The sequence below is a fragment of the uncultured Salinisphaera sp. genome, from assembly GCF_964012375.1.
Lineage (GTDB): Bacteria > Pseudomonadota > Gammaproteobacteria > Nevskiales > Salinisphaeraceae > Salinisphaera.
The window spans coordinates 1-25654 of record NZ_CAXGSH010000057.1 but is presented as its reverse complement, the minus strand read 5'-3'; the positions used below and the strand labels follow the sequence as shown (position 1 = coordinate 25654).

Genomic DNA, 25654 nt, shown 5'->3' with positions numbered 1-25654 from the left:
CCGAAGCCTATGCCGCCGGCGAGCTCAAGCACGGCCCGCTCGCCCTGGTCGACGAAAAGATGCCCGTCATCGCCATCGCGCCCAAAAACGACTGGCTGGAAAAGGTGAAATCCAACCTCCAGGAAGTCCGCGCCCGCGGCGGCAAGCTCTATGTCTTCGCCGACGCTGCGTCAGGCCTGGATACCGGCCCCGGCATCACCGTGCTCGACATGCCCCACGTCGACGAAACGCTGGCCCCTATCGCCTATACCGTCCCGCTACAGCTGTTGGCCTATCACGTCGCGGTGGCCAAGGGTACGGACGTCGACCAGCCGCGGAATCTGGCCAAGAGTGTGACCGTGGAGTAACGGTTGTAAGAACCCGTAACCAGGCGTACAGAGGGTGTTTACTGGTAAGGGGCAGACGGAAGATTTGTCGCGATAGCTGACGGGTAAGCGATGCCGGCTACCTCCAGCCCAAAGCCTAGCCATTTGCGCCGCGATCTTGGAGCCGACGTTTGTAAGACGCTTACGAGCCGAGATCCAGCAGCGTTCTATAAGCGGTTCTCGAGGCGTTCAGCGGGGCATGCCGGGGCGTAAGCCCGAGATGAATATACGGTCCCCGGAGCCCGTGCAGCCGTATTTCGTGGTGCTTAGTAAAAAATGGTGGCTTAAATTAGCGGTCGATGGCGGGCGCGAAGATGAACTATTACGGCTCAACAGTCAGTTATATAAGTGTCAAGGCTGTATTAAAGAGGTGCAGTGCGGCTAGGTTGCCTCGATTCGGAATTCTCGGGCGATTAGCGATGCTTGTCACGCTTGGCGTGTTGGCGGGCTGTGTTCCGTATACACGATCGTTCGAGCGCCTTAGCTTTCCGGATCATGAGGTGGAATACGCGAGAGAGAGCTGCAACGGCTCGATAGGTGCCCCTATATGGGTCGCGTTCGACTACCACGGTATTCGAATTTCTGCGAGCCTCGACCAGTGGCGGATGGGTTCGTTTAAGGTAATGAAGGTCGAAGTTCCAGAGGGGCGGGAATTTTCTTTGAGCGAATTTGACGTCGTTCTGGTGTCCGTCAAAGAAGGAAAGTACTCAAAAACCGTGATGCCGCTAAAAGACACCATAGAAGGACTCGGGCCAATACAAAGTGCTCGTATGCGCACGGTTAGCTATGAACCAATAACAACGACATTCAAAGGATCAACGAACAAACTCGTGTCATTTTGGGGTAAAGAGAAAGAATCCCATGCTTCGTTCTATTTCTTTGCACAGACGGTTTCTAGAATTGGTGATCGAGGTCAGATTACATTACCGACCTTTGTTATAGATGGCGTGAGCTACCCGGGGCCTGCCTTGATTTTTCGGCGAGATCGATTTTTTGGAACAGCGTCGCTTAATTGCTAGGTGCAGGGGGAGACCTACGAGATTAAGTTAGCGGCGGCGGTAGGCGTGCAAACTTGGTCGATATGCCGATCGGGCGAAGAGCGCTATATCGCTTGCCCTGAGGCTGAAGCGTCGCCCGTCACTCATGCTTTGACGGCCGGCCCCAGCAGATTGACCACCCAGTCGATAAACACCCGTTCGCGGGGCGCCACGGCGCGGCGGCGATGGAACAGTAGATTAAGCGGACGCGACACACTGGCGTAGTCGGGGAACAGGCGGATTAATGCGCCGGATGCGACGTGGTCGGCCACGTTCATTTCACCGGTCATCACCACCCCCGCATCGCGCAGGGCAAGCTCGATGAGTGATGTGGCGTCGTTGATGGCAATCGCTGGTCGCGGACTGATTTTGATTTGCTCGTCGCCCTGGGTGAAGGTCCAGAGATCGGGGGCCGGGTAGCTGTCGAACACGTAGTTCAGACAACGGTGTTGTGCCAGTTCACTAGGGTGGTTTGGTAGGCCGTGCTGCTGTACGTAGCCCGGCGAGGCAAAAGCGGCGATACGAAATGGCGCGAGCCCCCGGACGGAAAGCTCTGAGTCGGGCAGGTCGCCAATGCGCAGGGCGATATCGAAGCCTTCGCCGGTCAGATCGACCACGCGGTCGGCGAGTGTGAGTTCGAGCGCGATATGCGGATAGGCGGCTTCGAAGTCGGGCAGGTTGGGCACGATTCGACAACGCCCCAGACTCAACGGCGCCGTCACCCGCAGGCGCCCGTAAGGCAGGTCGGTCAGGTTTTCGACGGAGGCGTCCATGGCTTTGACGGCGTCGAGCGTGCGTCTTGCCCCCTCGGCACAGATACGGCCGGCCTCGGTCAGGCTCAGGCGTCGGGTCGATCGATGTAGTAAGGCGGTGCCGTATCCCGCTTCCAGGGCATCGACATGTTTACCGGCCATTTGGGGCGACATGCCCAGCTCACGGGCCGCCGCCGAAAACGAGCCCAGATCGATGGCGCGAAGGAATACCTTGAGGCTGGTCAATCGATCCATTTGAAACGCTCGCTTTCAAGTGATCATAGTGATTGCGTTATTCTGCTTTTATTCGTGTGAAATTACGATCATCTCGTCATTCATTCTGCAAGCGTGATAGAGATGAAAATCGGAATTATCGGGGCCGGCAATATCGGCGGGAATCTGGCTCGGCTGTTTCGCGATGCCGGACACGAAGTGTCGGTGAGTGCGCGCCGGCCTGAACACATCGATATAGACGACGTGCAAATCGCGACGCCAGAGCAGGCGGCGTTGTTCGGCGATATCGTGATCGTCGCGGTGCCGCTGATCGCGGCCGGCGATCTACCGCTGTCCGCGTTACGCGACAAGGTCGTCGTGGATACGATGAACTATTACCCAGAGCGTGATGGTCGAATCGCGGAACTGGATGCGTTCGAGACGACCACCAGCGAGTGGGCCGCTCGCCATGCGCCGGGGGCGATCTGGGTCAAGGCCTTCAATTCGATTCTGGCTATGGATTTGCCGCGGGAAGATCGTCCGGCGGTCGAGGGCGGGCGTGCATTGCCGCTTGCCGGCGATGATGCCGACGCCAAGCCGCGCGTTGCTGAACTGCATGCCGATATTGGCTTTGAAGCGGTCGACACGGGCCCGCTAAGCGAGAGTTGGCGCTTCGAGCGCGCCATGCCGGCCTACTGTATTCCGGTCAATCACGCTGAACTCGTGGCCAAGCTCGCCCTGGCCAGGCGTGGGCAGGAGCTGGCGCACAACAGCTGGCAAAGATAGATACGTGCGCGTGCCGCGGGCCGTGTGCCAGGCGGCAATATGAACAGGCAGGCGCCGGTCGCAGCTACTGCGGCCGGCGACGCTTTTCGCCGCGATGGGCACGACCGGCCATACACGGCCTCGTTTCACCGAACATGCCTCGGTTTGAGTAGCGTTTCGATCCAGAGCTCCAGGGTTTACATGGCCGCCTCTGCGGCCATTTGCGCAGCGTAGTGAGCAGGCGTCAGCCCGCTGAGTTCTTTCTTCGGTCCTTCTTCGTTGTACTCACGATGCCAGCCTCGGATGATCGTGGTGGCATGGGCGAGGCTTACGAACCAGTGCTCGTTCAGGCATTCATCTCGGAAGTGGCCGTTGAAGGACTCGATATAGGCGTTCTGGTTGGGTTTGCCGGCCGCACCTGACGGTGCTCGTAGCAGGCATCGAGAGACCCTAGCTTCCCGGCTGGCCTTTATCCCGCTCGATCATCGCGTAGGCGGAGTGGTTGTGGATGGATTCGAAGTTCTCCGATTCCACCCGATAACGACGAAATCGCTCATGATCGTTGAGTCGTGTGGCCATATCGCGAACCAGGTCTTCAACGAACTTCGGATTGTCGTAGGCACGCTCGGTGACCGCTTTCTCGTCGACGCGCTTGAGAATACTGAACAACTCACACGACCCTTCGGATATCGGCGATATCGATCAGTTCTTTGGCCGAGACGAATTCGTTCGCCTGCACTCGAGTGGTAACCAACGAGCGCTGATTGTGGGCGCCGTAGCTAGAGATATCCTTGGAGCACGGGCAGAGCGTGGTCGCCGGCACCTTGACCTCGACATGCACGATCGTGCGTCCGTCGATGCAATCTCCAAAGAAGGCGACCTCATAATCCAAGACGCTCTTCTCGCCCGTGACCGGCGCGTACTTGTCCACAAAGTACGGGAACGTCATTCCGATATGACCGTTATCGGATCCCAGTCGCTCGGTTATCTCACCAAGCATCGCCTTGAACGATTCGAGCGTCATCGCGTGTTCGTGTGCGTTGAGAATTTTCACGAACCGCGATATATGGGTTCCCTTTGAGTCGTGCGCCAAGAAAAACTACAAATTGCAATCCGAAGTTTGCTTCGCGCCCATCCCATGACTGCACTCTTCGCCCAGTCTCTTGAGTGAACGGACTGAAAAGTAACGTTATAAGACGACACTAGATGGTGAGACAAAAGCCGCACACGGACCCAGTGCAAAAGGTAAAGATGGCTGGGACATACGACTGAGACGCCTACGAATGCCGGGACATCCTTCGATAATCCGGGTAAAGCTTGAATCTTCGCAGCCAAAGCTGGCGTTTCCCGCGCGGCAGATAGGGTGAAGTCTTAGAATATCGCCCTGAAATAACGCCGGGTCGGACACACTAGCGATTAGCGGGGCGTTCGAATCGCTGTCGCTTTCGCAAGCGTAACTCTACCGGGCCCAGCCCGCCCGCGGTAGGATGGCAACTACCGTAATTTAGGTTATGTTATAACATTATTATATAGCGTTTTGATTACGCACCACCGCACGGCCGATGTATTGACTTCCAGAGGAACGAACCATGACCACACAGGTGCCCGTCACCGTTCTGACCGGTTTTCTCGGCGCCGGCAAGACAACGCTTCTTAACCGTATTCTGACCGAACAGCACGGCAATAAATACGCCGTGATCGTCAACGAATTTGGCGAAACCGGCATCGACAACGACCTCGTGGTGGATGCCGATGAAGAGGTCTTCGAGATGAATAACGGTTGTATCTGCTGCACCGTGCGCGGCGATCTGATCCGCATTCTCGGGGCGTTGATGAAACGGGCCGATCGTTTCGATGCGATTCTGATCGAAACCACGGGCTTGGCCGACCCCGCGCCGGTGGCTCAAACCTTCTTCGTTGATGCCGAGGTGGCCGAGAAAACCCGGCTGGACGGCGTGGTGACCGTGGTGGACGCGCGCCATCTTGAAGCCCAGCTCAAGGATAGCCACGAGGCCGCGGAGCAGCTCGCCTTTGCGGATATTGTGCTGTTGAACAAGATCGATCTGGTTGACGCTGATGTGTTGTCGCGCGTCGAGGCACGTATCCGGGCCATGAACCCCTATGCCAAGATCCTGCATAGCGAGAAATGCGCGGTGCCTCTGGACAAGGTGCTCGGCCAGAACGCCTTCGATCTGGAACGGGTGCTCGAGATCGAGCCCGATTTCCTCGACGAGGAGCATGCCCACGAGCACGACGACGAAGTCACCAGCGTCTCGCTCGAGTCGGATACGCCGATCGATCCGTTCATGTTCCAGACCTGGTTTGGCCGCCTGTTGCAGAAGCATGGCCAGGACATCCTGCGCTCGAAAGGCATCCTCGATATCAAGGGCGAATCAAGCCGTTATGTGATTCAGGGCGTACATATGCTGATGGACGGCGATTTCATCGGCTCTTGGCCTGCGAATGAACCGCGCCGGTCGCGGCTGGTATTCATCGGACGCGGTCTCGACCGGATGGGTCTCGAAGAAGGGTTTGCGGCATGCAAGACGGCCTGAAGGAAGCCGCGCCGGCCCGCAAGCGGTTCGCTAGGACTCGTCTCCAGGAAGAAGGCCAGGTCATTCGTAGCGGCGCCTATGTCGTAGCAGCGATGGCGCTGGGCGATCGGGTCATAACCGCGCACGGCGATGGGCGCTTGCGTGTTTTTCAGGGCGACGCGGTGCCGCGCGAGATCGGTGCGCATCGCGGCGCCGTGCTGGCCATGGCCGCTGATAGCCAATCGAGTGTGATTACCGGCGGCGACGATGGCCGGCTGCTACGCGTCGGTGTCGATGGCGCGGTCGAAGAACTGGCCGATTTTGGCTCGAGTTGGGTGGATTGCGTAGCCGCGCATTCCGGGGCCGGCCTGCGGGCCTGTTCTGTGCGCAAGGTCGTCCATGTCTGGCGCGACGATGGCGAATACGAAACGCTCGAGCATCCCAGCACGGCTGGCGGGCTGGCGTTCGATACGCAGGGCCAGCGCCTCGCGGTGGCGCATTACGGCGGCGCAACGCTTTGGGAGCGCGGTGCACAGGGCTGGGAATCCCGCTCCCTGGAATGGGCAGGGTCTCATATCGGTATCACCTGGAGCCCGGACGGCGAGTTCGTGGTGACGATCATGCAGGAGAATGCGCTGCACGGCTGGCGTCTGCGCGACAACGCCCATATGCGGATGTCCGGGTATCCGACCAAGCCGCGCGCGATGCGCTGGGCGGGCGAGACGCCGCATCTGGTGACCGCCGGGGCCGATCAGGTGGTCTGCTGGCCGTTCGACGCAGCCGGGCCCATGGGGCGTGTCCCGCTTTGTGTCGCCCATGGCGGTGAACAGATGGCCACCGAGGTGCTGGATCTGCCCGGGCAGCCGGCGGTATTGGCTGGGTTTCAGGACGGCGCCGTGCTGCTCAGCGAATTGGCAGACGAGACCCAAACCATCGTCGTGCGCGGTTCGACCGGCGTCGAGGTCACGGCGATGGCGATCCCGTCATCGTTGTCGCATGTTCTGATCGGCGACGCTGTGGGCGACGTCCTATGGGCACCGTTGGGCCAAGGCGATGCCGACGCGACGGCCGGCGATGGGTAACGTATGACCCGATTGCAAGGCGCGATCGAGCCAAAAACCGTAGGGCGCCTTGCGTGACTGGCTGCGTAAACGCAAGCCTGGGTACGCCGATATGGAACAGCAATCCGCAGGGCCACAGGCTGCGATGAAACCATCGCGCGAAGCCTTTTTCACGTGGCCCTGGCAAGGGCGCCGTGTCGATTGTGCGGCGACCTGGTGCGGTACGGGGCCGGTTGCGCTGTTGTTGTCGGCAGTATCGTCGATCGCTACCCGCCACGAAATGGCGTCGCTGCAGGCCTGTCTGGCGCATCGGCTGACGACGGTAGCGGTCGACTGGCCGGGTTTTGGCACCGCCGACAAGCCACGCATGGACTGGACGCCCGCGGCCATGTCCGATTTCCTGGCCTACCTGTTGCACCGCCTGCTTTGATCGTGGCTGCCGGCTACGTGCTGCGTCACTTCACGGCTGCGCCGGCGGCTTCGCCCCATCACGCCCTCGTCGCGTCGACATGGCGCGGCCCGCTACCGACCATGCTCGGTTGTCGTCGGCGCTGGCTGGCGTACGTACGCGCAGCGGTGGACAACCGCGTGACTGGGCCCGGGCTGTATGCACTCAACCTGAACGAAATATTGGGTCATTCGGCGCATGGCGACCGGACATGTGTATGCCGATTCGAATTGGCTCACGAGTGCGAGAATGGCCGAAAAGCGTCGCGCCGCCCGCGCGGCGGGCGCGCGCTTCGCCTCGGTGCGCTTTGTCACCGGCGCGCTCGATCCCTTCGAATGCAGTGCTGATTTCCACGCCGCGGCCGCGATGATACCGCGCGAGCGGCTGCAACTGATCTGGGGCGCGCACACGCCGCGCAAGTCGAAGGCCGAAATGGCCGCCCTGGCTCAAGCGCTTCAGACCACGCCGGTGCGCCTGCCCCGCGGCAAGCTGGGCGTGCATGAGGAATTCGCGCCTGAGGTGGCCGAGCCGGTCCTGAACATCGCGCCGTCGGCATAGTCGTTCGCCACGCCTGACTAGGCCACGAGCGCGTCGCCCGGGTGCCCTAGTCAACTCGCCAGCAAGGCTTCGCCCCAACAGGTGGTATGGGCTTCGAAGCGTACGTCGAAGACATGGGCCAGAATATCGCTCGCCACGATGTGCGCCGTGGTGCCACAAGCGACGACCCGCCCATGGGCCATGACTGCGATCCGGTCGGCAAACCGCAGTGCCAGATTGAGATCGTGGAGCACCACGACCGACGCTGTTCGGTCGCGACAGCGACGCAGGTACTGCATCGTTCGAAGCTGATGGGCCGGATCGAGGCTGGCAATGGGTTCGTCCGCGAGCAGCAGGTTCGGTTGCGTGACCAGCGCCTGCGCCAGCAGCGCACGGGCTCGTTCGCCGCCGGACAGCGATGCGAAACGGCGTTCGAGAAAGCCGCTCAGCTCGAGGTCGTCGAGCAGGCGCGTGCGCTGTGCCAGCAGTTCGGCCGTGGTTTGCCGCGGTCCGGCCCATGGGCGCCAACCTAGCGTTGGTCGTCCGCGTTGCAGGCCGATCTCAAGCAGATCGGCCACGCTCAGTTCCCAATGCGGCGCGAAGATTTGCGGCAGATAGGCGATCTGTCGTGCCCGCTCGGCCGACGCAAAGCCCTCAAGTGCGCTTCCGGCGAGTTCGATATGCCCTTGCCAGTCGGTTTCGATGCCGCCGAGGCATTTGAGCGCGCTACTCTTGCCGGCGCCGTTCGGCCCGACCACCGCGAGGAGTTCGCCGGCGAACACATCGAGGGTCACGCCGTCGAGCACGCTGTGACCGGCCTTGGCCAGGCGTACACCCGAAAGGCGGGCGAGCGGATCGCCGTGGTGTATCGACTTGCTCATCGGCGGCTATGCCGGGCCAGCAAGAGCATGAAGAACGGCGCGCCGATCAACGCCGTCAGCAGCCCCAGCGGAATCTCGGCCGGCGGTAACAGGCTGCGCGCGAGGCCGTCGAGCAGAGTCAACAGACTGCCACCGACCAACGCCGAGATCAGCAGCAGCGGGCCATGCCGCGGACCGAGCGGCCAACGCACCAGATGTGGCACGACCAGGCCCACAAAACCGATAGTGCCGCCCCAGGTCACCGCGAGCGCGACCATCGCCGAGGCCAGCAGCGTTGCCCATAATACGAAGCGTTCGACATGCAGGCCCATATTACGTGCGACGTCGTCGCCCAGACCGAGCATGTCCAGACCGTCGGCAAGCCGATAGGCAAGCGCCAGCAACAACAATGCAACCACCGCGATCAGCCCCAGCTCGCGCCAGAACGGAATCTGGATACCGCCGAGCGTCCACGACAACACCACCTGCAGGCTGATCGTTTCGTCCGCCAGGGCGAGCATGAGATAGCTACGCAGCGCGCCGAGAAACGCGGCCATGGCCACCCCGGCCAACAGTAGGCCGGCCGTATCCCGAACGCGCGCCAGACGCGCAAGCAGCAACACCGCCAGCGTTGCCCCGAACGCGCCCAGAAACGCCAGCATCGGCAATAGCTGCAGCGGCGCGATCCATTGAAATGGCGCCAGCGCGGGGGCGAGCAAGGCCAGGGTGGCACCCAGCGCGGCCCCCGGCGCGGTACCGATCAAGAACGGATCGGCCAGCGGATTGCGAAAAATACCCTGAAATATCGCTCCGGATACCCCGAGCAGGCCGCCGACCAGAAACGCGGTAAGCACGCGCGGCAGTCGCCAATCGATGAGCAGACGGTCCAGCGGGTGGTCGGCCGATGCCGGCCACAGTAGCGGCAACAGGCGGTCGGGGCCGAGCAGTTCTGCGCCGAGCATCATGGCGATACCCATGGACAGCACGGCGGCGGCGAACAGCAAGGCGATCCCGGCCGGGGCGATACCGAAGTGGCGCGTCATACGTCGGCGGCCTTTGCGAGATCGGGATACAGCGCCCGGGCCACACTGCCTACGCCCTCGACCACGCGCGGGCCCGGGATAAGCACCTGGGCACGCTCGATCGCATCGACCCGACCCGCCGCCACAGCCGGGATGGCGTTCCAGTGCGGGCGTGCACGCAGTGCCGCTACGTCGGCTTGGCTGCCGGCGACGAGGATATGATCCGGGTTGGCGCGGTACACCGCCTCACCGCTGACCTGCGACAGTGCATCGGTCTCGGCAAAGACGTTGACACCCCCGGCATGGCGCAGGATATCGTCGGTATAGGTGTCCGGTCGCACCGACAAAAAGCCGCTGCGTCCTGCGGCGCCGGTTTCGAAATAGACCCGCCTCGGCGACTGGGACGACAGACGCCCAGCCAGCGTATCGAGCCCGGTCTCGATTTTGGCGATAAGCGATTGTGCTTGCGAGGCGTTGCCGATCGCGTGTCCGATCAAGGCGATATTGTCGAGAATACGCGCCAGCGTCGGGTGCTCGAGCACCAGCAACGGAATGCCCGCCAGCCGCATGGGCCGCATCAGCTGGGCGGCCGCATGCCGGGCTGGCGTGAGAATCACGAGATCGGCATTCAGACGGGCGATGCGTTCCGGGCTGAAGCCGATCCGGTTGCCGATACGCGGCCGATCGATGATTTCGGGCGGATAGTGGGTCAGCCCATCGATAGCGGCAATACGATCAGCCGCCCCGAGTGCGGCCACGATTTCGGTATTGCTCGAGAATACCGGCACGATACGGCGCGGCATACGCTCGATACGCACGCGCCGGCCCAAGGCGTCGGTGATCACGCGCGGCCAGCCGGCGTTGCGATCCGGTGCTGCCGCCAGCGGATCGAGTGCGCTCGCACATAGGCCGGCCGCACCCGCCAGCAATTGCCGCCGAGTCAAGATCATCAGAAGCGGGCACGCAGACCGGCGAAGAAGAAGCGACCACGCATGGAGTTGCCGCGGCCGCCGTTCGAGGCCGACGGATCGGAGATATAGGGCGGTTCGTCCAATGCGATGAAGATCGGGTGTTCGTTCTTGTCGAACAGGTTATCGACCCCGCCGAAGACCGTGAGCCAGTCGGTGGCGTTGTAGTGGCCCTGCAGATTGAACACCCAGTAGGCGTCCTTGCGATGGACGTAGTCGCTGGCCGGTTCCGCGCTGTCCAGCAGGTTTTCTTCCGTGTCGTAATACATCGGGCCGTTGAACAGGCTGATCAGCTTGACGCCCCAGCGATCGCGCCATTCGTAACCCAGACGCAGCGCCGCCTGGTATTCGTTGAATCGTTGCAGCTTGTCGGCGTACGGACCGCTGTCCTGACGATCGACGCCATCGGCCTCCATTTTGAAATTCCAGGTACCGTCGAGCCCGATCGTCACGCGCTGATCGGTGAGTCCGAGCCAGGGCGCGGCATCGACTTCGGTCTGGAGTTCGACACCCTGCACACGGGCTTCGTCGTCGGCGTTCACGTATTCCGAAATATCGTCGCTGCTTTCCGGCCCGCGGGCGTCGATCACGCGGCTGTTGATACGATTGCTGATGGTCTGATCGAACACGGCGACATCGAAGAACACGCGGCCCGGCGCATAGGTCAGGCCAATCTCGTACTGCTCGCTTTCTTCCGGGTCGAGGTCGGGATTGCCGCGCGTGATGCGATCGGGCGTGAGTACCGACGAGAACTCGCCGGCCAGTTCGCTGCCGGTCGGCGAACGAAAGCCGGTAGCGTGGCTGGCGCGTATCTTCAGATCCGGCCTGATCGCGTATGCCAGGCCGAGGCTGTAGGTCGTACCATCGAACGCGCGATCGGTATCGCCGCCCAGGTTGATGTTGGGCGTGTCCTTCAGGCTGATGTCGTTGCGGGTGTAGCGGATCCCGGCGCGACCGGTCAGGCGATCGTCGAGCAGCGACTGGGTAAGTTCGGCATAACCGGCCGTGAGCAGGTTGTCCTCGTTATTGTCGTAGGGCGCGATCTGGGCGATCGGCGCGCCGCTGACCATGGAACGGCTGCGTGTACTGCGCAGTTCGGACTGCTCGCCGTCGAAACCCAGCAACAGCGTGGTGGTATCGGTCAGCGCCACGGACGGCGTGAAACGCAGACCGTAGGCGGTAAGCTCGCGCCGGTTGTTGTCGGTATCGATGCCGGCGGCTTCCGAGCCCCAATGGAACGAGTCGACATCGCGAAACGCATAGAAATGGGCGTTGAGATCGATGCCCTGTTCTTCGAGTACGCCGGCGTAGACCAGGTCGAGCGAGCGATTCCAGCGGTCGCCGGTATTGTCGTAATCCCAGGACGAGCCACGAAAGCCGACGTCGTAGACGCCGCTGGTGCGCGCCGTGAGATCCAGCCAGTGAGTGGGTGCCAGATCCCAGCTGAAAGCGGCGAGCGCGCTGGCGCGATCGGACGCCGTATTGACCTGCCGTCCGGCGCCCGAGCCGCCGTCATAGTCGCCGTGGGTGGTCCCGCTGGCGCCCACGTAGCCAGCCATGTCGTCGGACAGCGTGCCGCCGTATTCGGCGCTGATCTTGCCGTAGTCATAGCTGCCGCCTTCGATAGCTGCCGTGCCGCCCTCGACGGTGCGGCCATTGCGGGTGATCAGATTGATCACCCCGCCCATCGCCTGGTTGCCATAGGCGACCGAGGCCGGCCCGCGGATGATTTCGATGCGTTCAAGCTGATCGGGCGAAAGTTTGGACAGATTCGCCGTGCCGGCACGACGGCCATTGAGCAGTACCAGAACCTGGCCGCGAAAATCGCGGCCTTGGCCGTCACTACGCGCGCCGCGAATGCTGATTGACGTCTGGCCGGGCGTCCAGTCGCTGAAGAACCCCACCGCCCGTTCCTGTAGCAGATCGGTTACAGACGTGCTGTGAGAGGTGCGGATTTCTTCTGCGTCGATCACCTGCATGGTGCTGGCGATTTGGCTGAGCGGTTCCGGCCGACCCACGCCGGTGACAACCAGTTCGTCGAGCGTGGTGACGCCGTGACCGTTGGGCGTCTGGCGCGGGGCTGTCTGCTGTGCCTGCACGCCATTCGCGTACAGCAGGGCAGTTGATAGCATGGTAGAAATAAAAACGGTCGGCGCGCGCCGGCGCCTGCCAGAATCAGCCGGCATCTTTCCCCCGAAGGTAAAACATCGAATCCCTGAGCGTTATGTTATAACATAACCATTTAGCCGGCTAGGCATGGGCCGGTTTTGCTGAAGCTGTATTGCCTAATCGTATTCGAGGTGCAGCAACGATGCTTGAAAACACGATCGATGCTTCGAGCTTCTGGCAAGCGGCCTTTGAACAGACCGCCGCGCAGGATAGCCGTTGGTGCGATTCCGCCGCGGAGGAAGCGTTCTGGCAGGCCTATGCGCCAGCATACGATGAACGAAGTCCGCTGGCTCAACATGCTGACGTGTTGGTCGCCGATGTGCGAGCGTTGCTTTGTCCAGACGATCGGCTGCTGGAGATCGGGCCCGGGACAGGCGCTTTCACGAAGCGTCTTGCCGGTTATGTCGACGAGCTTGTCGGTGTCGAACCGTCCCCGTCGATGCGGGCGGCGTTATGGCAAGGCTGGGATAGCGACGCAGCTAAGCGACCATCCCTGTGGCCCTACCGCTGGGAAGAAACGCCCGCCTGTTCGGTCGACGTCATCTTCGGCTGTAACGCGTTCTATCGTATGCAGGATATCGCGGCAGCCCTGACCAAAATGCATCGCTGTGCCACGCGGCACGTCGTGCTCGCACAAAGCATAGGTGAGCCCTACGCGGCGCCTTTGCGGGTGCAGTATGACGGACACGAGCGTCATCGCGAGCGTGCATACGCGCTCTGCGACGTGCTCGATGAAATGGGCATTGCCTACCGCCTACGTCGCTATCGACTAGAACGTGGCCCGGGCGCCTGGGGAGATATCGCACTTATTGACTGGCAAACCCGGGCGTAATTCTCGCCCCGATCCACCAAGCGAGCCTGGGCGCCACTGCGCGGGTTTGTTTCATGGCGATTCGTTGCGATGCCGTTCAGCTCAACTGTGTGACAGTTGCGAAACATTATCGCTGTATCTTATTTACCGTCCGTCATCCATGAACACCGAGGGTTCCATGAACAAGCCATTGACCGTGCTCGTACTGCTGATTGCTATGACTGTTCCGGGTTATGTCCTTGCCCAGGACGCGAGTTATTACCACTGCGAGAACAAGGCGCTTCCTATAACGATTCCGTCGATGCCGCTAGGCGATGCAGTCGCGGTATTCACGCAGGCCACACGCTGCCCGGTCTCGCTGGACGTCAAGCGCGTGGGCCAGTTCGATGTCCACGATATGCCGACTGAGCGTGTCGAAGGCGAAATGAAGCCGCAAGCCGCGCTCGAAAAGATGCTCTCGGCCACACCGCTCAACAGCCGGGTCATCAAAGGCGGCTACTCGATCTATAACGAATAAGCGACCGCCGCCGAGCGCTCGACGCGGGATCAATCCGATCGGCAGATATCGTCACGACGACCCAAGCGCCGCGTACCGAAAGACCTGCGATCCTGACGAGGTCGACGGCGCCGCCCCGTGAGTTAGCGTCGGTATTGGCGGCCGGGTTCGGCCGGACACGATACGACAGCGGCCGCGTCACGCTGAGCCCAGCGCACTGCATCGGGAGGGCTCGGGCGTTGTTATACGGAGCGCAAGTGCGGGACTCGCCACGCTGAATACGTCCATTGGCGCGAGCCCTTGGACGCGGCCGATTACGCATTTTACCAAGCGATCACAGGTGGTAGCACCCCACTGCAGCTTGCGTGATCGTGATCCCGGGCGCGCGATCGGTGCGGGTAAAGACCTAATGCTCGACGATAATAGAGATGTTATAACGTAACATTATTCAAGTATGAGTCGACGATGTGGTCCACGCACATATACGCTTTCATAACCGTGCCCGAGCGCGAACCCGGGCAAGATCGACGCGCAGCGACACGCGCTTGAATCGCGCTCTAATGCGATGTCGGACATACCGCGTTGCGTCGGTTTCGATAATTGTTGCTGGCACACGGCAATGAGCCCGCGTTCCACTTTGCGGGCTTCAGCCGTCCAGCGATTTGGGGCCACGCTCGCGCTGACAGCCGTATTGTGGCTGGCCGTGGGCTGGGCTCTGGGTGGTTTTTCAGGATGAGCACGAGCCCGGATATCCAGCTGGAGAACCTGACGCTGTCCTATCGACGGCATCCGGCGGTACACCACCTGTCGGGGCGATTCGCGCCCGGCTCACTGACGGCGGTGGTTGGCCCGAACGGGGCCGGCAAGTCCACGTTGCTCAAGGGCCTCATGGGGGCCCTGCGGGTCGACGACGGTCGTATTCGGCTGTCCGGCATTGCCCGGCGGGACATTGCCTATCTACCACAACAAAGCGAGCTCGATCGAAATTTTCCCATGCAGGTGCTCGATCTCGTCTCGCTTGGGCTGTGGGGGCGCCTCGGCGCTTTTCGGCGCGTGGCCGGGCGCGACTTGGAACGCGCGCTGGCTGCACTGGCCGCGGTGGGCCTCGAAGGCTTCGAAACACGCGCGATCGGCACGTTGTCGGGCGGTCAGCTCCAGCGTGCGCTGTTCGCGCGCATGCTGCTTCAGGACGCGCGGGTGTTATTGCTTGACGAGCCGTTCACTGCGATCGACGCGCGCACCACCGCCGATCTCGTTGCTCTGATCGAGCGCTGGCACGCCGAACAGCGCACCGTCGTGGTCGTGCTGCACGATCTGGAACTCGTGCGCCGGCATATGCCCGATACCTTGCTGATTGCCCGCGAGCCGGTCGCCTGGGGCGCAACCGAGCACGTGCTCACCCCCGAGAATCTGCTGTTCGCCCGGCGTATGAGCGAAGCGATGGATACGCACGCGCCGGTATGCCGTCGGGATGTGGCATGAGTGTTTATGCCTATGCTGTCGAGCCCTTCCTGGAGTACAGCTTCATGCGGCGGGCGTTGGTCGGCTGCATCGCCATCAGCCTCGGCTCGGCGCCATTGGGCGTGTTGCTGATCATCCGACGCATGAGCCTGATGGGCGATGCGATGGCACATGCCATTCTGCCGGGCGCGGCGGTGGCGTTTTTGTTCACCGGACTATCGCTCTGGAGCATGACGCTGGGCGGCGTGGCGGCCGGGCTACTGGTCGCCCTGCTCGCGGGCATGGTGTCACGCGTGACACCATTGCGCGAGGATGCGAGCTTCGCTGCGTTCTACGTGATCTCGCTGGGGGCCGGCGTGCTGATCGTGTCCACGCGCGGCTCCAATGTCGATCTCATGCACGTGCTTTTCGGTACCGTGCTGGCGCTAGACGACGCGGCTGTCATCTTCATCGCTACGATAGCCAGCATCACGCTCAATCTATTGGCGATCGTGTACCGCCCGCTCGTGGTCGAATGCTTCAACCCGAGTTTTCTTCGATCGGTCGGGGGTGCCGGCCGATGGGTGCATCTGTTGTTTCTTACGCTGGTCGTGCTGAACCTGGTTGCCGGGTTTCAAGCGCTGGGCACACTCATGGTGGTGGGGCTGATGATGCTGCCGGCCGCCGCAGCACGGTTCTGGTCGGAAACCATCCCCGGCCAATGCGTCGTGGCGGCCGTGTTCGGCATGGTCGCGTCGCTGATCGGCCTGCTGCTGTCCTATCACGCCGAACTGCCGTCGTCGCCTGCGATCATTCTTTGCGCGGGCGCGTTCTATGCACTCTCTGTGCTGTTCGGCCTGCGCGAAAGCATTCTGGCCCAGGCGCTGCGCCTGCCCCACTTGCAGCGCTGATCGAAGGGAGGTTGCATGCCCCAGTGTCGTTTCTCGAGCCGCCTTATCATGCTGGCTTTGCTGCTTGGCAGCGCCGTGCCGGCGCTCGCGCAGGATCGGTTGGATGTGGTGGCGAGCTTTTCGATTGTTGCCGATATGGTGCGCGAGATCGGCGGCGATTCGGTCGCGGTGACCGCGCTCGTCGGGCCGAACGGTGATGCGCATGTCTACGAACCGAGCCCGGCCGATGCCCGAGCCGTCTCGCACGCCGATGTGCTTGTATTCAATGGCCTTGAGTTCGAAGGCTGGTTGCCCCGACTCGTGGGAGCGACCGATTTTTCCGGCCTGCGGATCGAGGCCAGCCAAGGGATCGAAGCGCGTCGATGGGCTGGCGGCGGGGCACATCAAGACGGCATGCAAGCCGCGAGCGCGACGCTTGATCCCCATGCTTGGCAAGACCTTGGCAACGGTGTGATCTATGCGCGCAATATCGCGAACGCGCTGGTCAAGGCGGATCCCGAACATGCGGCGCGTTATGAAAGACGCGCGGCCGATTATATCGACCGGCTAGAAACGCTGGATCGCCGCTTGAGCGCTGCGTTCGACGCCGTGCCGCGCGCGCAGCGCACGGTTGTCACGTCGCACGATGCATTCCAGTATTTCGGCGCCGCATACGGGCTCGATTTCATCGCGCCGGAAGGCATCAGCACCGAAGCCGAGGCGTCGGCGGCCGATGTCGCCCGTATCATCGATCAGATTCGCGAGGCGGGCATCTCGGCGGTGTTCGTCGAGAATATTACCGATAGCCGGCTTATCGATCGGATCAGTGAACAGACCGCTGCCCGAGTCGGCGGCGAGCTGTATTCGGACGCGTTGTCGGCGCCCGACGGTCCGGCCCCGAGCTATATCCAGTTGTTCCGATACAACGCAACGCAGCTGTTGAATGCCCTGTCGCCCGATGCGCGCGAGGCGGATCAAGCGCGCCCAGCGCGCCTGCAGTAAATCAGCAACGCCCCGCGCTAACGCGCCCACGCGCTCGAGCCGGCATCGGTGGGCCGCGGTGGCTGACGCTTCGACACGCGACGAACCCGGCGGCTGATTCCACGGCGCATGACAGGCACCGCTCGGATCGTCTCGATGTGACCCGCCCACGTTGCGAAACCGAGCCGTTATGCCAAGCGCCAACCCGGGGCGGCAACGCGCTGAATGGGGTGTGCGCCGACCGCGCGCTTTAAAAAAAGCCAGGCCCAATGGTCGCTCGCGAACCGTGCTCGAAGAACGGGATCAGCCAGGCGCACGCCCGTTTTGAGGTGCGCGCCAATCGCAGCACGCGGGCACGATTCGATCAGACGTGGGTGGGTCGGTCCACCTTGGCCAATAGCGCCTCGATGGGCGCGCGCGGCAAATCACGGCCGATGAGTACCACGCGACTGCGCCGGTCGACGCTCGGCCAGGCGTCCAGTCGCACCGGCGGGTAGAGCCGGTGCTGAACGGCATGCACGACCAGCGGGCGCGCGGGGTCGTCGGACAGCGCGAATATGCCTTTCAGACGTAGTAGCGCCGCGCCCGGCTGGTCAGTGATCGTTTCGAGAAAACGGTCTACCGCCGCGCGTTCGAGCGGCGTGTCGCAAAACAGCGGCCAGGCTTCGATCCCGTCGTCGTGGCGATGGGCATGATGGTCGTGATCGTGATCGTGATCGTGATCGTGTTGGTGATGATCGTGCGCGGTGGTCGCCCGTTCCATGGCCAGCCACTCGAGTACATTTTCCGGCCGGTCGGCCGTCACATAGGGTGTGCCTTGGTTGAACAGCGCTGTGGCATCGAAGTTCGCGGCCTGACAATCGTGCAGGCTGGCCGTCGGGTTGATCCGGCGCAGTCGGGCAGGCCATGGGGCCGCATCGGCCAGGTCGGTCTTGGTCAAGACGATATGGTCGGCAAAAGCGAGCTGCTTGCGGCACTCTGCATGGGCTGCGAGCGTGGCATCGCCGCTGTCGACGTCGAAGGTCGCGATCACCCCGGCCAGGAGGAAGGACCGGGCCACGACATGATCGCGTAGTCCCATCGCGGGCGTGCCGCCGGCAATAAGACTGTTGATGATCGGCGCCGGGTCGGCGAGGCCGGTGGTTTCTACCACCACGTGGTTGAATGCCGGCAACTCGCCGCGTGCGTACCGGTCGTGCAGTTCATAGAGCGAAGCGCGGATATCGCTGCTTGCCGTACAGCATAGACAGCCGGTACTGGTGGTTAGGGCAAAGCCTTCGCGGCCTTCATGGATCAGGTCGTGGTCGACCGCTACCGAGCCGTATTCGTTGACCACGATGGCTGCGTCGCGCATGCGCGGATCGGCGAGCAGCGTATTGATCAGCGTGGTCTTGCCCGAACCCAGAAAGCCTGTGAGCAGGGTGACGGGGATGGTCTTGCGATGCTTCATACGCTCTAAGGGTCGGTCGAATCAGTACACTGTGCAATCGGCAAACGAGCACCGATATGCAGGCGAGCGCTGAGTGTGTGCGGCCCCGTGTTCAGACGGTTTCCGTCAGCCGCGAAGAGTGGTGGCCGGTGATCAACCATGGACCATCGATCTGTTCGAACGTGAACAGAAACCGGGCGCGAACGGTTTCCTCGCCGGCCTTGCGCTCGAAGCGAAAACTGTAGAGGCCGCCGATCACCACGGTACTGTGCTTGCGACTGATCCGGCTGTTCTCACGGTCGATCGTGCATTGTGGAATGCCGTCGGCCATGAACATCTCGAAGTAGCGCCGGCGTTCTTCGTCGCGTTCGCGAATCTCGTTCGAGAGCGTGGGAACCAGAATCGCGTCCGATGCATACAGCGCCAGCACGTCATCGATTTGCCCGCGCGACACCACGTCGGCCCAGCGGTACAGCGCGCGACGCGCGGCTTGCAACGGCGGGAGCGCCTCGTCCGCCGTGTTGTGGTTGTCGGATAGGTGTGTATCGGAATGATTCATGTGTCGCTTCTCTGGGCGAAAGAGGTCGGGGTGGCCTGAAATCAACAGTGCGCATGAGGCGTCGGTTCACGCGACTGGGTTGGTGCACTCCTGCGCGAGGTCGATGCGCAGCCGGTCGGCTATGGGATCGTCAGGTGCTACATGAACCCGGGTCAGGCCGAGACCGCCCAGCGTATCCAGCCATGCGTGCGCACCGCCCGACGTATCCAATTGCTCGATCGTGCACGGGCCGTTCGCCGTGCGCGCGATGACGGCGATGCAGCGGCCATCGCTGTGTAGTACGGCGTCGAAGCCCTGCGGTATCGGCGTATTCGATTGCCCGGGACGCGCGATCTCGATGCGCGGATGGCCGGTCGCGATTCGATGGAAAAAGCCGTCCATGAGATCGGTCGCCATGCCTGCGCCGAGGCCGACTTGCACATCGAGGCCGGCCGAGCGCAGCCGGTCGAAGCCACGGCCGTCGACGCGCGGATCGGGATCGCGACGGGCAGCATGGACCGCGGCGATGCCGGCTCGAATGATGGCGTCGACACAGGGCGGGGTCTGGCCCCAATGGCAACAGGGTTCGAGCGTGACATAGAGCGTGGCACCGCGCGCGTCGGGGCCGGCGGCGTCGAGCGCGATTCGTTCCGCGTGCGGCCGGCCGCCTGGCTGCGTACAGCCCTCGCCGACGATCGAGTCATTGCGCACGATCACGCAGCCCACGGCCGGATTCGGCCAGACCTGGCCGCGCGCGCTATGCGCCAGGTCGAGCGCGCGACCCATCCAGTGGTGATGGTGCTCGGCGTATTTCGACCCAGAAGCGTGGGGCGCATGCCGGGTAGGCGCCATACCGCCTCCGCCGTTATGTATGCGCGCCCGGGTCTTCGAGGATGCAGCCCGCATCGCTAGAGCTGGGTCGGGTTGGGTGCGTCGCCGTAGACGGCTACCGGGTCGAACGTCTTTTCCTGTTCGGTAAAAACCAGCTCGGCCGGGCGCTTATCGGTCTTGACCGGTACGGCGCGATAGAAACAGGAGCGATAGCCCACGTGGCAGCTCGCCCCGCCGGTAATGGCCACCCGTAGCCAGACAGCGTCCTGGTCGTCGTCGATCCGTATTTCGACGATCTTTTGTACCAGACCGCTGGTCGCACCCTTGTGCCAGAGGCAGCCACGACTGCGGCTCCAGTAGTGGGCTTCGCCGGTCTCGATTGTGCGCTGCAGCGCTTCGGCGTTCATGACCCCCATCATCAAGACCTCGCCGGATTCGGCATCGGTGGTCACGACGGGCAGCAAGCCGTTCGCGTCGAACTTCGGCGCAAGAGTTCGGCCTTCCTCGACCTGGACAACGGATCGGCGTTCAGCAAAAGCAGGGCGGGAAACGGTCATAGAATACGTTTGGTTGTGGGGTGCGAATTGGTCATTCCGGACGTTATCAATCCGGCAAGAAGTCGATGAATTCGTCGGCCCGCTAAGGCGGGCAGGCGAACGCATGTTTGCCGCAAACAGCTGCTTCGGCGTTCCGTTCTGCTGCCCGATAAATAACAGCCGACCGGTGAGCGGCGTGAGTTGACGGGTCATCCATAGTGATGGCGTTGACGATCGAGTGAGGTCAGCGCTCGCCGATCACGGGCCTGATTGTTCGATACGGTCCAGCGGTTGCAGATGGAGGTGCTCCTTCACAGCATTATATGCAATGTTATAACGTTACATATTTAGAGGTTGGCGACGATTATGCCAAAGCCCGCTCGTTTGGCGCTAGGTGGGCGTCGGCTATGCGCTCTGGCGCGTGCGTATGCGCGCTCGGCTCGATCGGCCAGCCAAGGAAGGCCCGCTTTAATGAATCTGCCGCGAATTACCCTGCAACGATATCCGGGCGTGGAGCGGATATGAGTTCTCGTGCGCATGAGTCTGCCGCCGGCATGTGTTCACAGCGTCGAATGGATGGCTCCGACCGTGCGAATGTTGTGATTGTCGGCGCTGGGCCGGCGGGCCTGGGCGTGGCGCGCGTGTTGCAAGATCTGGGCGTGCCAGGCGTACGCATCTTCGAGCGCGAGCGTATCGGCGCATCGTTTTGTCGCTGGCCGCAGGAGATGCACTTCATCTCGCCGTCGTTCCCGGCCAATGCGTTCGGCCTGACCGATCTCAACGCCATCGGCTTCGACAGCTCGCCGGCGCTCATGCTCAAGCGCGAACACCCGAGCGGCGCCGAATACGCGCAGTATCTGGCGCGTACGGCCGAGGCGTTCGATTTGAACGTTACAACCGGCGTGGATGTAAGGGCGATCGGACGCGACGGCGACGAGCTCGTGCTGGACACGTCCACCGGGCCGGTGCGCACGCGCTTCGTGATCTGGGCAGCCGGGCAGTTCCAGTATCCCGATACACGCGATATCCCTGGGGCGGAATACGGCTTGCATTCCAGCGATGTGCGTCGCTGGGCCGATCAGGACGGCGACGAGATTCTCGTGGTGGGCGGCTACGAAAGCGGCATCGATGCCGCGGTCGGCCTGGCGGCGGCCGGCAAGCGCGTCACCGTACTCGGCCGTACGCCAGTCTGGGAAAGCGATGATCCCGACCCGAGCGTGGCGCTTGCACCGTATACCCGGGCCCGGCTGGATCGCGCGTTGGCCAACGGCTCTATCCGCCTGATCGGCGATGCCGACGTCATCGGCCTTGATCGGCCCAACGGCGTGACCCGGGTGTTCGCTGCCGACGGGCGTAGCTGGTCGAGCGAGGCCGCGCCCATTCTCGCCACCGGCTATGCCGGCAGCACCCAGCTGATCGCCGCCTGTTTCGAGTTCGACGAGGCCGGCTGCCCGTGCGTGACCGACAAGGACGAATCCACGCGACTGAGCGGGCTGTTCCTGGTCGGCCCGGAGCTTGCGCATCGCGGCCAGCAGTTCTGTTTCATCTACAAGTTTCGCCAGCGCTTCGCCGTGGTCGCGCAGGCGATCGCCGAGCGCCTGGGGCTGGATACCAGTGCGCTGGCGATCTATCGCGACCACAACATGTTTCTCGACGACCTGCGGTGTTGCGACGCCGCCGATTGCTGCAGCTAAGGCGCAGCGCGACGAGGCTTCATCACAGGACAGCAAGCATGACGTTATCGCTGACCAACAGCCTGGGCGGGCGCAAGCAGGCCTTCGTACCGATCACGCCGGGCCGGGTGCGTATGTATGTGTGCGGGCCGACGGTCTATAACTTCGCCCATATCGGCAATGCCCGCCCGGCCGTCGTTTTCGATGTGCTCGTACGGGTGTTACGTCGGCATTTTGCGGAGGTCACCTATGCCCGCAACCTCACCGATGTCGACGACAAGATCAACGCCGCCGCCGCGGCCGAGGGCTGTGCCATCGATACCGTGACCGAACGCTATACCCGCGCCTATCACGAAGACATGGCAGCGCTGGACGTCGCACCGCCGACGATCGAGCCGCGGGTGACCGCACATATCCCCGACATCGTCGCCCTGATCGAACGCCTGGTCGCCGACGGGCATGCCTACGAGGCCGAGTCGCATGTGCTGTTCCATGTGCCGTCGTTCACGGACTACGGCGCACTGTCGCGGCGTTCCACCGATGACATGATCGCCGGCGCCCGTGTGGACGTCGCACCGTACAAACGTCATCCGGCCGATTTCGTGCTCTGGAAACCGTCGACGCCCGAGCAGCCGGGCTGGGACAGCCCCTGGGGGCGTGGCCGGCCGGGCTGGCATATCGAATGCTCGGCGATGATCGAGCGCCATCTCGGCACGCCGATCGACATCCACGGCGGCGGGCGCGATCTGATCTTCCCCCATCACGAGAACGAAATCGCCCAGGGCACCCGCGCAAACTACTGGGTACACAACGGTTTCGTCACGGTCGAAGGGCAGAAGATGTCGAAGTCGCTCGGCAACGTGCTGCTCGTGCGTGATCTGCTGGAACAGGCGCCAGGCGAGGCGATCCGCTATGTGCTGTTGTGCGCGCATTATCGTCAGCCACTGGATTGGAGCGCAGATACATTGCAGCAGGCACGTCGGAGTCTGGATCGTCTCTACGGCGTGCTACGCGAGTTCGCGCCGCAGATCGACGGTGCGGACGAAGCCAGCGATGGGGCGTCGTATCTCGCCGAATTCAATGCCGCGCTCGACGACGATCTGAACACCCCGGCAGCGCTGGCCGAACTGTTCGCGCTGGCCCGGCGTGCCCAGGCCGAAACCGAGCCACTGGTACGCGCCGCCCGTACGGTTGCCCTGCGCACGGCCGGCGCACAACTGGGCCTATTGCAGCAGCCACCCGCGCAGTGGTTTCAACAAACATCGGATGCGTCGACAGCGCCCGACGTCGCCACGATCGAAGCGCTGATCGCCGAGCGCGAGCAGGCCCGTGCCGCGCATGCGTTCGACCAGGCGGATGCGCTGCGCGAACGTTTGCAGGCACTGGGCGTGGTATTAGAGGACCGGCCGGATCGCACCGAGTGGCGGGTCGCCTTGTCATGAGCGCCGGCGAAGGCAATTATTGGCAGCGGCACGCGGGCCTGGCAACGACGTTGCTGTTCGCCGCCGCAATCGTGATCGGTTCGACGCTCGGTTGGTTCGCCCCCGCTATCGGCCAACACGCGAGCGGCGCGGTCGATACCACCATTCTCTGGCTTGTGGGCTTGCTCATCTTCGAGGTCCGTCTCACCCGTTGTCGCCTGCGGCGTGCCGAGTTGCGTGTCCTGGCGCTGACCTGGATCGCAAACTTCGTGCTGATACCAGCGCTTGGCTTCGCGATCGCGTCGCTGTTTCTAAGCGGCCAACCGCTGTTTCGCACCGGGCTGATCATCTATTTCATGGCGCCCTGTACCGACTGGTTTCTCGGCTTTACGCGTCTGGCCCGGGGCAACACCGCGCTGGGTGCGATGCTGTTGCCGCTCAACATGGCGTCGCAGTTGTTGCTCTACCCCCTGTTCATCGCGATTTATGCTGGCGCCGCCGCGCCGGTGGATCCCGCGACCATGGGCGATACGCTGCTGAACTGGTTCGTCTGGCCGTTCGTGGTTGCAGTGGCGCTGCGTTTGCTCGCAGATCGAGCCTTGCCGCGGTCATGGCACAGACGGCTGATGCATGGCCTCGAACGCGTGATTCCCCTGCTAATCGCGCTGTTGATCGTGGAGATATTCGCTGCTCATATCGGCACGCTTGTCGAGCACGCCGACGTGTTCGCGACCGTACTGTTCGCCGTGTTCGCGTTCTTCGTGGCCACGTTCATTCTCGGCGAAGTCACTGCCCGCGTTGGACGCCTGGCCTATGCGGATCATGCGCTGCTGGCGATGACCACGGCTGCGCGCAATGCGCCCATGATGCTCGGGGTGACCGCGCTGGCCATGCCCGATCAGCCGCTGGTCTATGCCGCGATCATCATCGGCATGCTGGTCGAGTTCCCGCATCTGACGGCGTTGCGCCATATCCTGTTAAAGACTGGCACGGTCGAGGGCGCGCCCGTCGCCGAGGCGCGCGTACCATCGCCGCGGTCGGCGTCGTGAGGCCCATCCAGATGGCCCACGACATGCGCCAGCGTTTGATCGCGCCGGTGTTGCAGGCCGCAGGCCATGTCAGCTGCCTGAATGCCGGATCGATCACGCCGCATAAGGAGGCCAAGATAACCCTTGTACCTGCAGTTGCTTATCGAAAGCTGCATGCTGAAATCAACGGCAGCTTTTGCTACTTTGCGCCTCTATTCAGCTGAGTAGCGAGCTATCTCCCATGTTCGACGACGCGCCGACGCATCTGGTGGCCTTGCGTCATGCCCTGCACCAAAACCCGGAGCTGGGTTTCGAAGAGCAGGCCACGGCCGAGCGGGTCTGTGCCTGGCTGGACGAACTGGGCGTCGAATACGAACGCGGTATCGGCGTGACCGGGATCGTGGCCTGGGTGCAGGGCGAACAGCCGGGCGGTTCGATCCGCGTTGGCCTGCGGGCCGATATGGACGCGCTGCCGATTCATGAAACCAGCGGCGTGGCACATGCCTCGAAAGTGCCTGGGCGCATGCATGCCTGCGGCCACGATGGGCATACTACGATGTTGCTGGGTGCAGTGGAGCACTTCGCCGCCCATCGCGATTTTGCCGGCACGATCTACTTCATCTTTCAACCGGCCGAAGAAGGCGTGGGCGGGGCCAGCGCGATGATCGCCGACGGGCTGTTCGAGCGCTATCCGATGGATACGGTGTATGCGCTGCACAACTGGCCGGCGTTGCCGATTGGCCAGTTCGGGCTGATCGAAGGACCGATCATGGCAGGTGGCGATCGCGTGGACATCACGATCCACGGTCGCGGCGGCCATGGCGGGCTCAATCCGCACGGCTGTATCGA

At 62.6% G+C, this 25654-nt stretch carries 26 protein-coding genes and 2 pseudogenes; 17 read left to right on the top strand and 11 right to left on the bottom strand.

Annotated elements, in window-relative coordinates; translation table 11 throughout:
• Both ABNU97_RS11150 and ABNU97_RS11145 read left to right on the top strand, forming a co-directional pair.
• A partial coding sequence (locus ABNU97_RS11150; RefSeq protein ID WP_348766785.1) for an SIS domain-containing protein occupies positions 1-347 on the top strand: 347 nt, incomplete at its 5' end.
• A 437-nt stretch (positions 348-784) separates the two neighbouring features.
• Positions 785-1384, top strand: coding sequence for a hypothetical protein (locus ABNU97_RS11145; RefSeq protein ID WP_348766784.1), 600 nt, complete (start codon positions 785-787; stop codon positions 1382-1384).
• Positions 1385-1506: 122 nt separating this feature from the next.
• Here ABNU97_RS11145 and ABNU97_RS11140 read toward each other — a convergent pair whose 3' ends face one another.
• Positions 1507-2409, bottom strand: coding sequence for a LysR family transcriptional regulator (locus ABNU97_RS11140; protein ID WP_348766783.1), 903 nt, complete (start codon positions 2407-2409; stop codon positions 1507-1509).
• A gap of 93 nt (positions 2410-2502) precedes the next feature.
• Here ABNU97_RS11140 and ABNU97_RS11135 point away from each other — a divergent pair, with 93 nt between their 5' ends.
• Positions 2503-3153 (top strand): NAD(P)-binding domain-containing protein, encoded by a 651-nt coding sequence (locus ABNU97_RS11135; RefSeq protein WP_348766782.1) that lies wholly within the window; start codon positions 2503-2505, stop codon positions 3151-3153.
• Positions 3154-3329: 176 nt separating this feature from the next.
• On the opposite strand, the pseudogene ABNU97_RS11130 reads toward ABNU97_RS11135, so the two are convergent.
• A pseudogene (locus ABNU97_RS11130) lies at positions 3330-3542 on the bottom strand (transposase); the annotation flags it as partial.
• A 40-nt stretch (positions 3543-3582) separates the two neighbouring features.
• Positions 3583-4210 (bottom strand): annotated as a pseudogene (gene folE2 / locus ABNU97_RS11125) (GTP cyclohydrolase FolE2); the annotation flags it as partial.
• 511 nt (positions 4211-4721) lie between these two features.
• On the opposite strand from folE2, the gene ABNU97_RS11120 reads away from it, so the two are divergent.
• The 4 genes from ABNU97_RS11120 (at position 4722) to ABNU97_RS11105 (ending at position 7733) form a co-directional block, all read left to right on the top strand.
• Positions 4722-5687, top strand: coding sequence for a GTP-binding protein (locus ABNU97_RS11120; protein ID WP_348766781.1), 966 nt, complete (start codon positions 4722-4724; stop codon positions 5685-5687).
• Entirely contained in the window at positions 5672-6748 is a 1077-nt protein-coding gene (locus tag ABNU97_RS11115; RefSeq protein WP_348766780.1) for a WD40 repeat domain-containing protein, read from the top strand. The genes ABNU97_RS11120 and ABNU97_RS11115 overlap by 16 nt, the downstream gene beginning before the upstream one ends.
• Positions 6749-7007: 259 nt before the next feature.
• The gene (locus ABNU97_RS11110; RefSeq protein ID WP_348766779.1) at positions 7008-7157 is read left to right on the top strand and encodes a hypothetical protein; all 150 of its coding nucleotides are present in this window, start codon (positions 7008-7010) and stop codon (positions 7155-7157) included.
• Between the two features lie 267 nt (positions 7158-7424).
• On the top strand, positions 7425-7733 hold the full coding sequence (locus ABNU97_RS11105; RefSeq protein WP_348766778.1) for a hypothetical protein: 309 nt from the start codon (positions 7425-7427) through the stop codon (positions 7731-7733).
• A 50-nt stretch (positions 7734-7783) separates the two neighbouring features.
• Here the strand turns inward: ABNU97_RS11105 and ABNU97_RS11100 are convergent, their stop codons facing one another.
• Genes ABNU97_RS11100 through ABNU97_RS11085 form a run of 4 tightly spaced genes read right to left on the bottom strand, consistent with a single transcriptional unit; the run spans position 7784 to position 12694 of the window.
• Positions 7784-8593, bottom strand: a complete 810-nt coding sequence (locus ABNU97_RS11100; RefSeq protein ID WP_348766777.1) for an ABC transporter ATP-binding protein — start codon at positions 8591-8593, stop codon at positions 7784-7786.
• On the bottom strand, positions 8590-9615 hold the full coding sequence (locus ABNU97_RS11095; RefSeq protein WP_348766776.1) for an iron ABC transporter permease: 1026 nt from the start codon (positions 9613-9615) through the stop codon (positions 8590-8592). Before ABNU97_RS11095 ends, ABNU97_RS11100 begins: the two co-directional genes overlap by 4 nt.
• Positions 9612-10544 carry an ABC transporter substrate-binding protein gene (locus tag ABNU97_RS11090; RefSeq protein WP_348766775.1) on the bottom strand — a complete coding sequence of 311 codons (933 nt, stop codon included), beginning with the start codon at positions 10542-10544 and terminating at the stop codon, positions 9612-9614. The genes ABNU97_RS11095 and ABNU97_RS11090 overlap by 4 nt, the downstream gene beginning before the upstream one ends.
• Positions 10544-12694: a TonB-dependent receptor gene (locus ABNU97_RS11085; RefSeq protein WP_348766774.1), complete on the bottom strand. Its 2151-nt coding sequence runs from the start codon at positions 12692-12694 to the stop codon at positions 10544-10546. Before ABNU97_RS11085 ends, ABNU97_RS11090 begins: the two co-directional genes overlap by 1 nt.
• A gap of 179 nt (positions 12695-12873) precedes the next feature.
• Between ABNU97_RS11085 and ABNU97_RS11080 the strand changes: the two genes are divergently transcribed.
• The 5 genes from ABNU97_RS11080 (at position 12874) to ABNU97_RS11060 (ending at position 17370) form a co-directional block, all read left to right on the top strand.
• The gene (locus tag ABNU97_RS11080) at positions 12874-13563 is read left to right on the top strand and encodes a methyltransferase (RefSeq protein WP_348766773.1); all 690 of its coding nucleotides are present in this window, start codon (positions 12874-12876) and stop codon (positions 13561-13563) included.
• A gap of 157 nt (positions 13564-13720) precedes the next feature.
• Entirely contained in the window at positions 13721-14059 is a 339-nt protein-coding gene (locus ABNU97_RS11075) for a hypothetical protein (RefSeq protein WP_348766772.1), read from the top strand.
• Between the two features lie 711 nt (positions 14060-14770).
• Positions 14771-15520: a zinc ABC transporter ATP-binding protein AztA gene (aztA, locus tag ABNU97_RS11070; protein ID WP_348766771.1), complete on the top strand. Its 750-nt coding sequence runs from the start codon at positions 14771-14773 to the stop codon at positions 15518-15520.
• Positions 15517-16389, top strand: coding sequence for a metal ABC transporter permease (locus ABNU97_RS11065; RefSeq protein ID WP_348766770.1), 873 nt, complete (start codon positions 15517-15519; stop codon positions 16387-16389). Before aztA ends, ABNU97_RS11065 begins: the two co-directional genes overlap by 4 nt.
• A gap of 15 nt (positions 16390-16404) precedes the next feature.
• The gene (locus ABNU97_RS11060) at positions 16405-17370 is read left to right on the top strand and encodes a metal ABC transporter substrate-binding protein (RefSeq protein WP_348766769.1); all 966 of its coding nucleotides are present in this window, start codon (positions 16405-16407) and stop codon (positions 17368-17370) included.
• Between the two features lie 343 nt (positions 17371-17713).
• On the opposite strand, the gene ABNU97_RS11055 is transcribed toward ABNU97_RS11060, so the two are convergent.
• The 4 genes from ABNU97_RS11055 to hisI form a co-directional block, all read right to left on the bottom strand.
• Positions 17714-18799 carry a GTP-binding protein gene (locus ABNU97_RS11055; RefSeq protein ID WP_348766768.1) on the bottom strand — a complete coding sequence of 362 codons (1086 nt, stop codon included), beginning with the start codon at positions 18797-18799 and terminating at the stop codon, positions 17714-17716.
• A 91-nt stretch (positions 18800-18890) separates the two neighbouring features.
• The gene (locus ABNU97_RS11050; RefSeq protein WP_348766767.1) at positions 18891-19337 is read right to left on the bottom strand and encodes a nuclear transport factor 2 family protein; all 447 of its coding nucleotides are present in this window, start codon (positions 19335-19337) and stop codon (positions 18891-18893) included.
• A gap of 66 nt (positions 19338-19403) precedes the next feature.
• Entirely contained in the window at positions 19404-20168 is a 765-nt protein-coding gene (gene ribD / locus ABNU97_RS11045; RefSeq protein WP_348766766.1) for a bifunctional diaminohydroxyphosphoribosylaminopyrimidine deaminase/5-amino-6-(5-phosphoribosylamino)uracil reductase RibD, read from the bottom strand.
• A gap of 56 nt (positions 20169-20224) precedes the next feature.
• On the bottom strand, positions 20225-20704 hold the full coding sequence (hisI, locus tag ABNU97_RS11040; RefSeq protein WP_348766765.1) for a phosphoribosyl-AMP cyclohydrolase: 480 nt from the start codon (positions 20702-20704) through the stop codon (positions 20225-20227).
• A gap of 500 nt (positions 20705-21204) precedes the next feature.
• On the opposite strand from hisI, the gene ABNU97_RS11035 reads away from it, so the two are divergent.
• The 5 genes from ABNU97_RS11035 to ABNU97_RS11015 form a co-directional block, all read left to right on the top strand.
• The gene (locus ABNU97_RS11035) at positions 21205-22377 is read left to right on the top strand and encodes an NAD(P)/FAD-dependent oxidoreductase (RefSeq protein WP_348766764.1); all 1173 of its coding nucleotides are present in this window, start codon (positions 21205-21207) and stop codon (positions 22375-22377) included.
• Positions 22378-22415: 38 nt separating this feature from the next.
• A complete protein-coding gene (cysS, locus tag ABNU97_RS11030) occupies positions 22416-23798 on the top strand; it encodes a cysteine--tRNA ligase (protein ID WP_348766763.1) in 1383 nt (460 codons plus the stop codon).
• Positions 23777-24826: an arsenic resistance protein gene (locus ABNU97_RS11025; protein ID WP_348766762.1), complete on the top strand. Its 1050-nt coding sequence runs from the start codon at positions 23777-23779 to the stop codon at positions 24824-24826. Before cysS ends, ABNU97_RS11025 begins: the two co-directional genes overlap by 22 nt.
• Before the next feature lie 11 nt (positions 24827-24837).
• Complete coding sequence (locus tag ABNU97_RS11020; RefSeq protein WP_348766761.1) at positions 24838-25029, top strand: hypothetical protein; 192 nt, start codon at positions 24838-24840, stop codon at positions 25027-25029.
• A 17-nt stretch (positions 25030-25046) separates the two neighbouring features.
• On the top strand, positions 25047-25654 hold a 608-nt coding region (locus tag ABNU97_RS11015; protein ID WP_348766760.1), incomplete at its 3' end, for an amidohydrolase.

Excerpts from the sequence above, each read along its gene's own strand:
- ABNU97_RS11145 (WP_348766784.1), top strand. The coding sequence starts at position 785 with ATGCTTGTCACGCTTGGCGTGTTGGCGGGCTGTGTTCCGTATACACGA.
- ABNU97_RS11140 (WP_348766783.1), bottom strand. The coding sequence starts at position 2,409 with ATGGATCGATTGACCAGCCTCAAGGTATTCCTTCGCGCCATCGATCTG.
- ABNU97_RS11120 (WP_348766781.1), top strand. The coding sequence starts at position 4,722 with ATGACCACACAGGTGCCCGTCACCGTTCTGACCGGTTTTCTCGGCGCC.
- ABNU97_RS11115 (WP_348766780.1), top strand. The coding sequence starts at position 5,672 with ATGCAAGACGGCCTGAAGGAAGCCGCGCCGGCCCGCAAGCGGTTCGCT.
- ABNU97_RS11110 (WP_348766779.1), top strand. The coding sequence starts at position 7,008 with ATGGCGTCGCTGCAGGCCTGTCTGGCGCATCGGCTGACGACGGTAGCG.
- ABNU97_RS11105 (WP_348766778.1), top strand. The coding sequence starts at position 7,425 with ATGGCCGAAAAGCGTCGCGCCGCCCGCGCGGCGGGCGCGCGCTTCGCC.
- ABNU97_RS11100 (WP_348766777.1), bottom strand. The coding sequence starts at position 8,593 with ATGAGCAAGTCGATACACCACGGCGATCCGCTCGCCCGCCTTTCGGGT.
- ABNU97_RS11095 (WP_348766776.1), bottom strand. The coding sequence starts at position 9,615 with ATGACGCGCCACTTCGGTATCGCCCCGGCCGGGATCGCCTTGCTGTTC.
- ABNU97_RS11090 (WP_348766775.1), bottom strand. The coding sequence starts at position 10,544 with ATGATCTTGACTCGGCGGCAATTGCTGGCGGGTGCGGCCGGCCTATGT.
- ABNU97_RS11085 (WP_348766774.1), bottom strand. The coding sequence starts at position 12,694 with ATGCTATCAACTGCCCTGCTGTACGCGAATGGCGTGCAGGCACAGCAG.
- ABNU97_RS11080 (WP_348766773.1), top strand. The coding sequence starts at position 12,874 with ATGCTTGAAAACACGATCGATGCTTCGAGCTTCTGGCAAGCGGCCTTT.
- ABNU97_RS11075 (WP_348766772.1), top strand. The coding sequence starts at position 13,721 with ATGAACAAGCCATTGACCGTGCTCGTACTGCTGATTGCTATGACTGTT.
- aztA (WP_348766771.1), top strand. The coding sequence starts at position 14,771 with ATGAGCACGAGCCCGGATATCCAGCTGGAGAACCTGACGCTGTCCTAT.
- ABNU97_RS11065 (WP_348766770.1), top strand. The coding sequence starts at position 15,517 with ATGAGTGTTTATGCCTATGCTGTCGAGCCCTTCCTGGAGTACAGCTTC.
- ABNU97_RS11060 (WP_348766769.1), top strand. The coding sequence starts at position 16,405 with ATGCCCCAGTGTCGTTTCTCGAGCCGCCTTATCATGCTGGCTTTGCTG.
- ABNU97_RS11055 (WP_348766768.1), bottom strand. The coding sequence starts at position 18,799 with ATGAAGCATCGCAAGACCATCCCCGTCACCCTGCTCACAGGCTTTCTG.
- ABNU97_RS11050 (WP_348766767.1), bottom strand. The coding sequence starts at position 19,337 with ATGAATCATTCCGATACACACCTATCCGACAACCACAACACGGCGGAC.
- ribD (WP_348766766.1), bottom strand. The coding sequence starts at position 20,168 with ATGGCGCCTACCCGGCATGCGCCCCACGCTTCTGGGTCGAAATACGCC.
- hisI (WP_348766765.1), bottom strand. The coding sequence starts at position 20,704 with ATGACCGTTTCCCGCCCTGCTTTTGCTGAACGCCGATCCGTTGTCCAG.
- ABNU97_RS11035 (WP_348766764.1), top strand. The coding sequence starts at position 21,205 with ATGAGTTCTCGTGCGCATGAGTCTGCCGCCGGCATGTGTTCACAGCGT.
- cysS (WP_348766763.1), top strand. The coding sequence starts at position 22,416 with ATGACGTTATCGCTGACCAACAGCCTGGGCGGGCGCAAGCAGGCCTTC.
- ABNU97_RS11020 (WP_348766761.1), top strand. The coding sequence starts at position 24,838 with ATGGCCCACGACATGCGCCAGCGTTTGATCGCGCCGGTGTTGCAGGCC.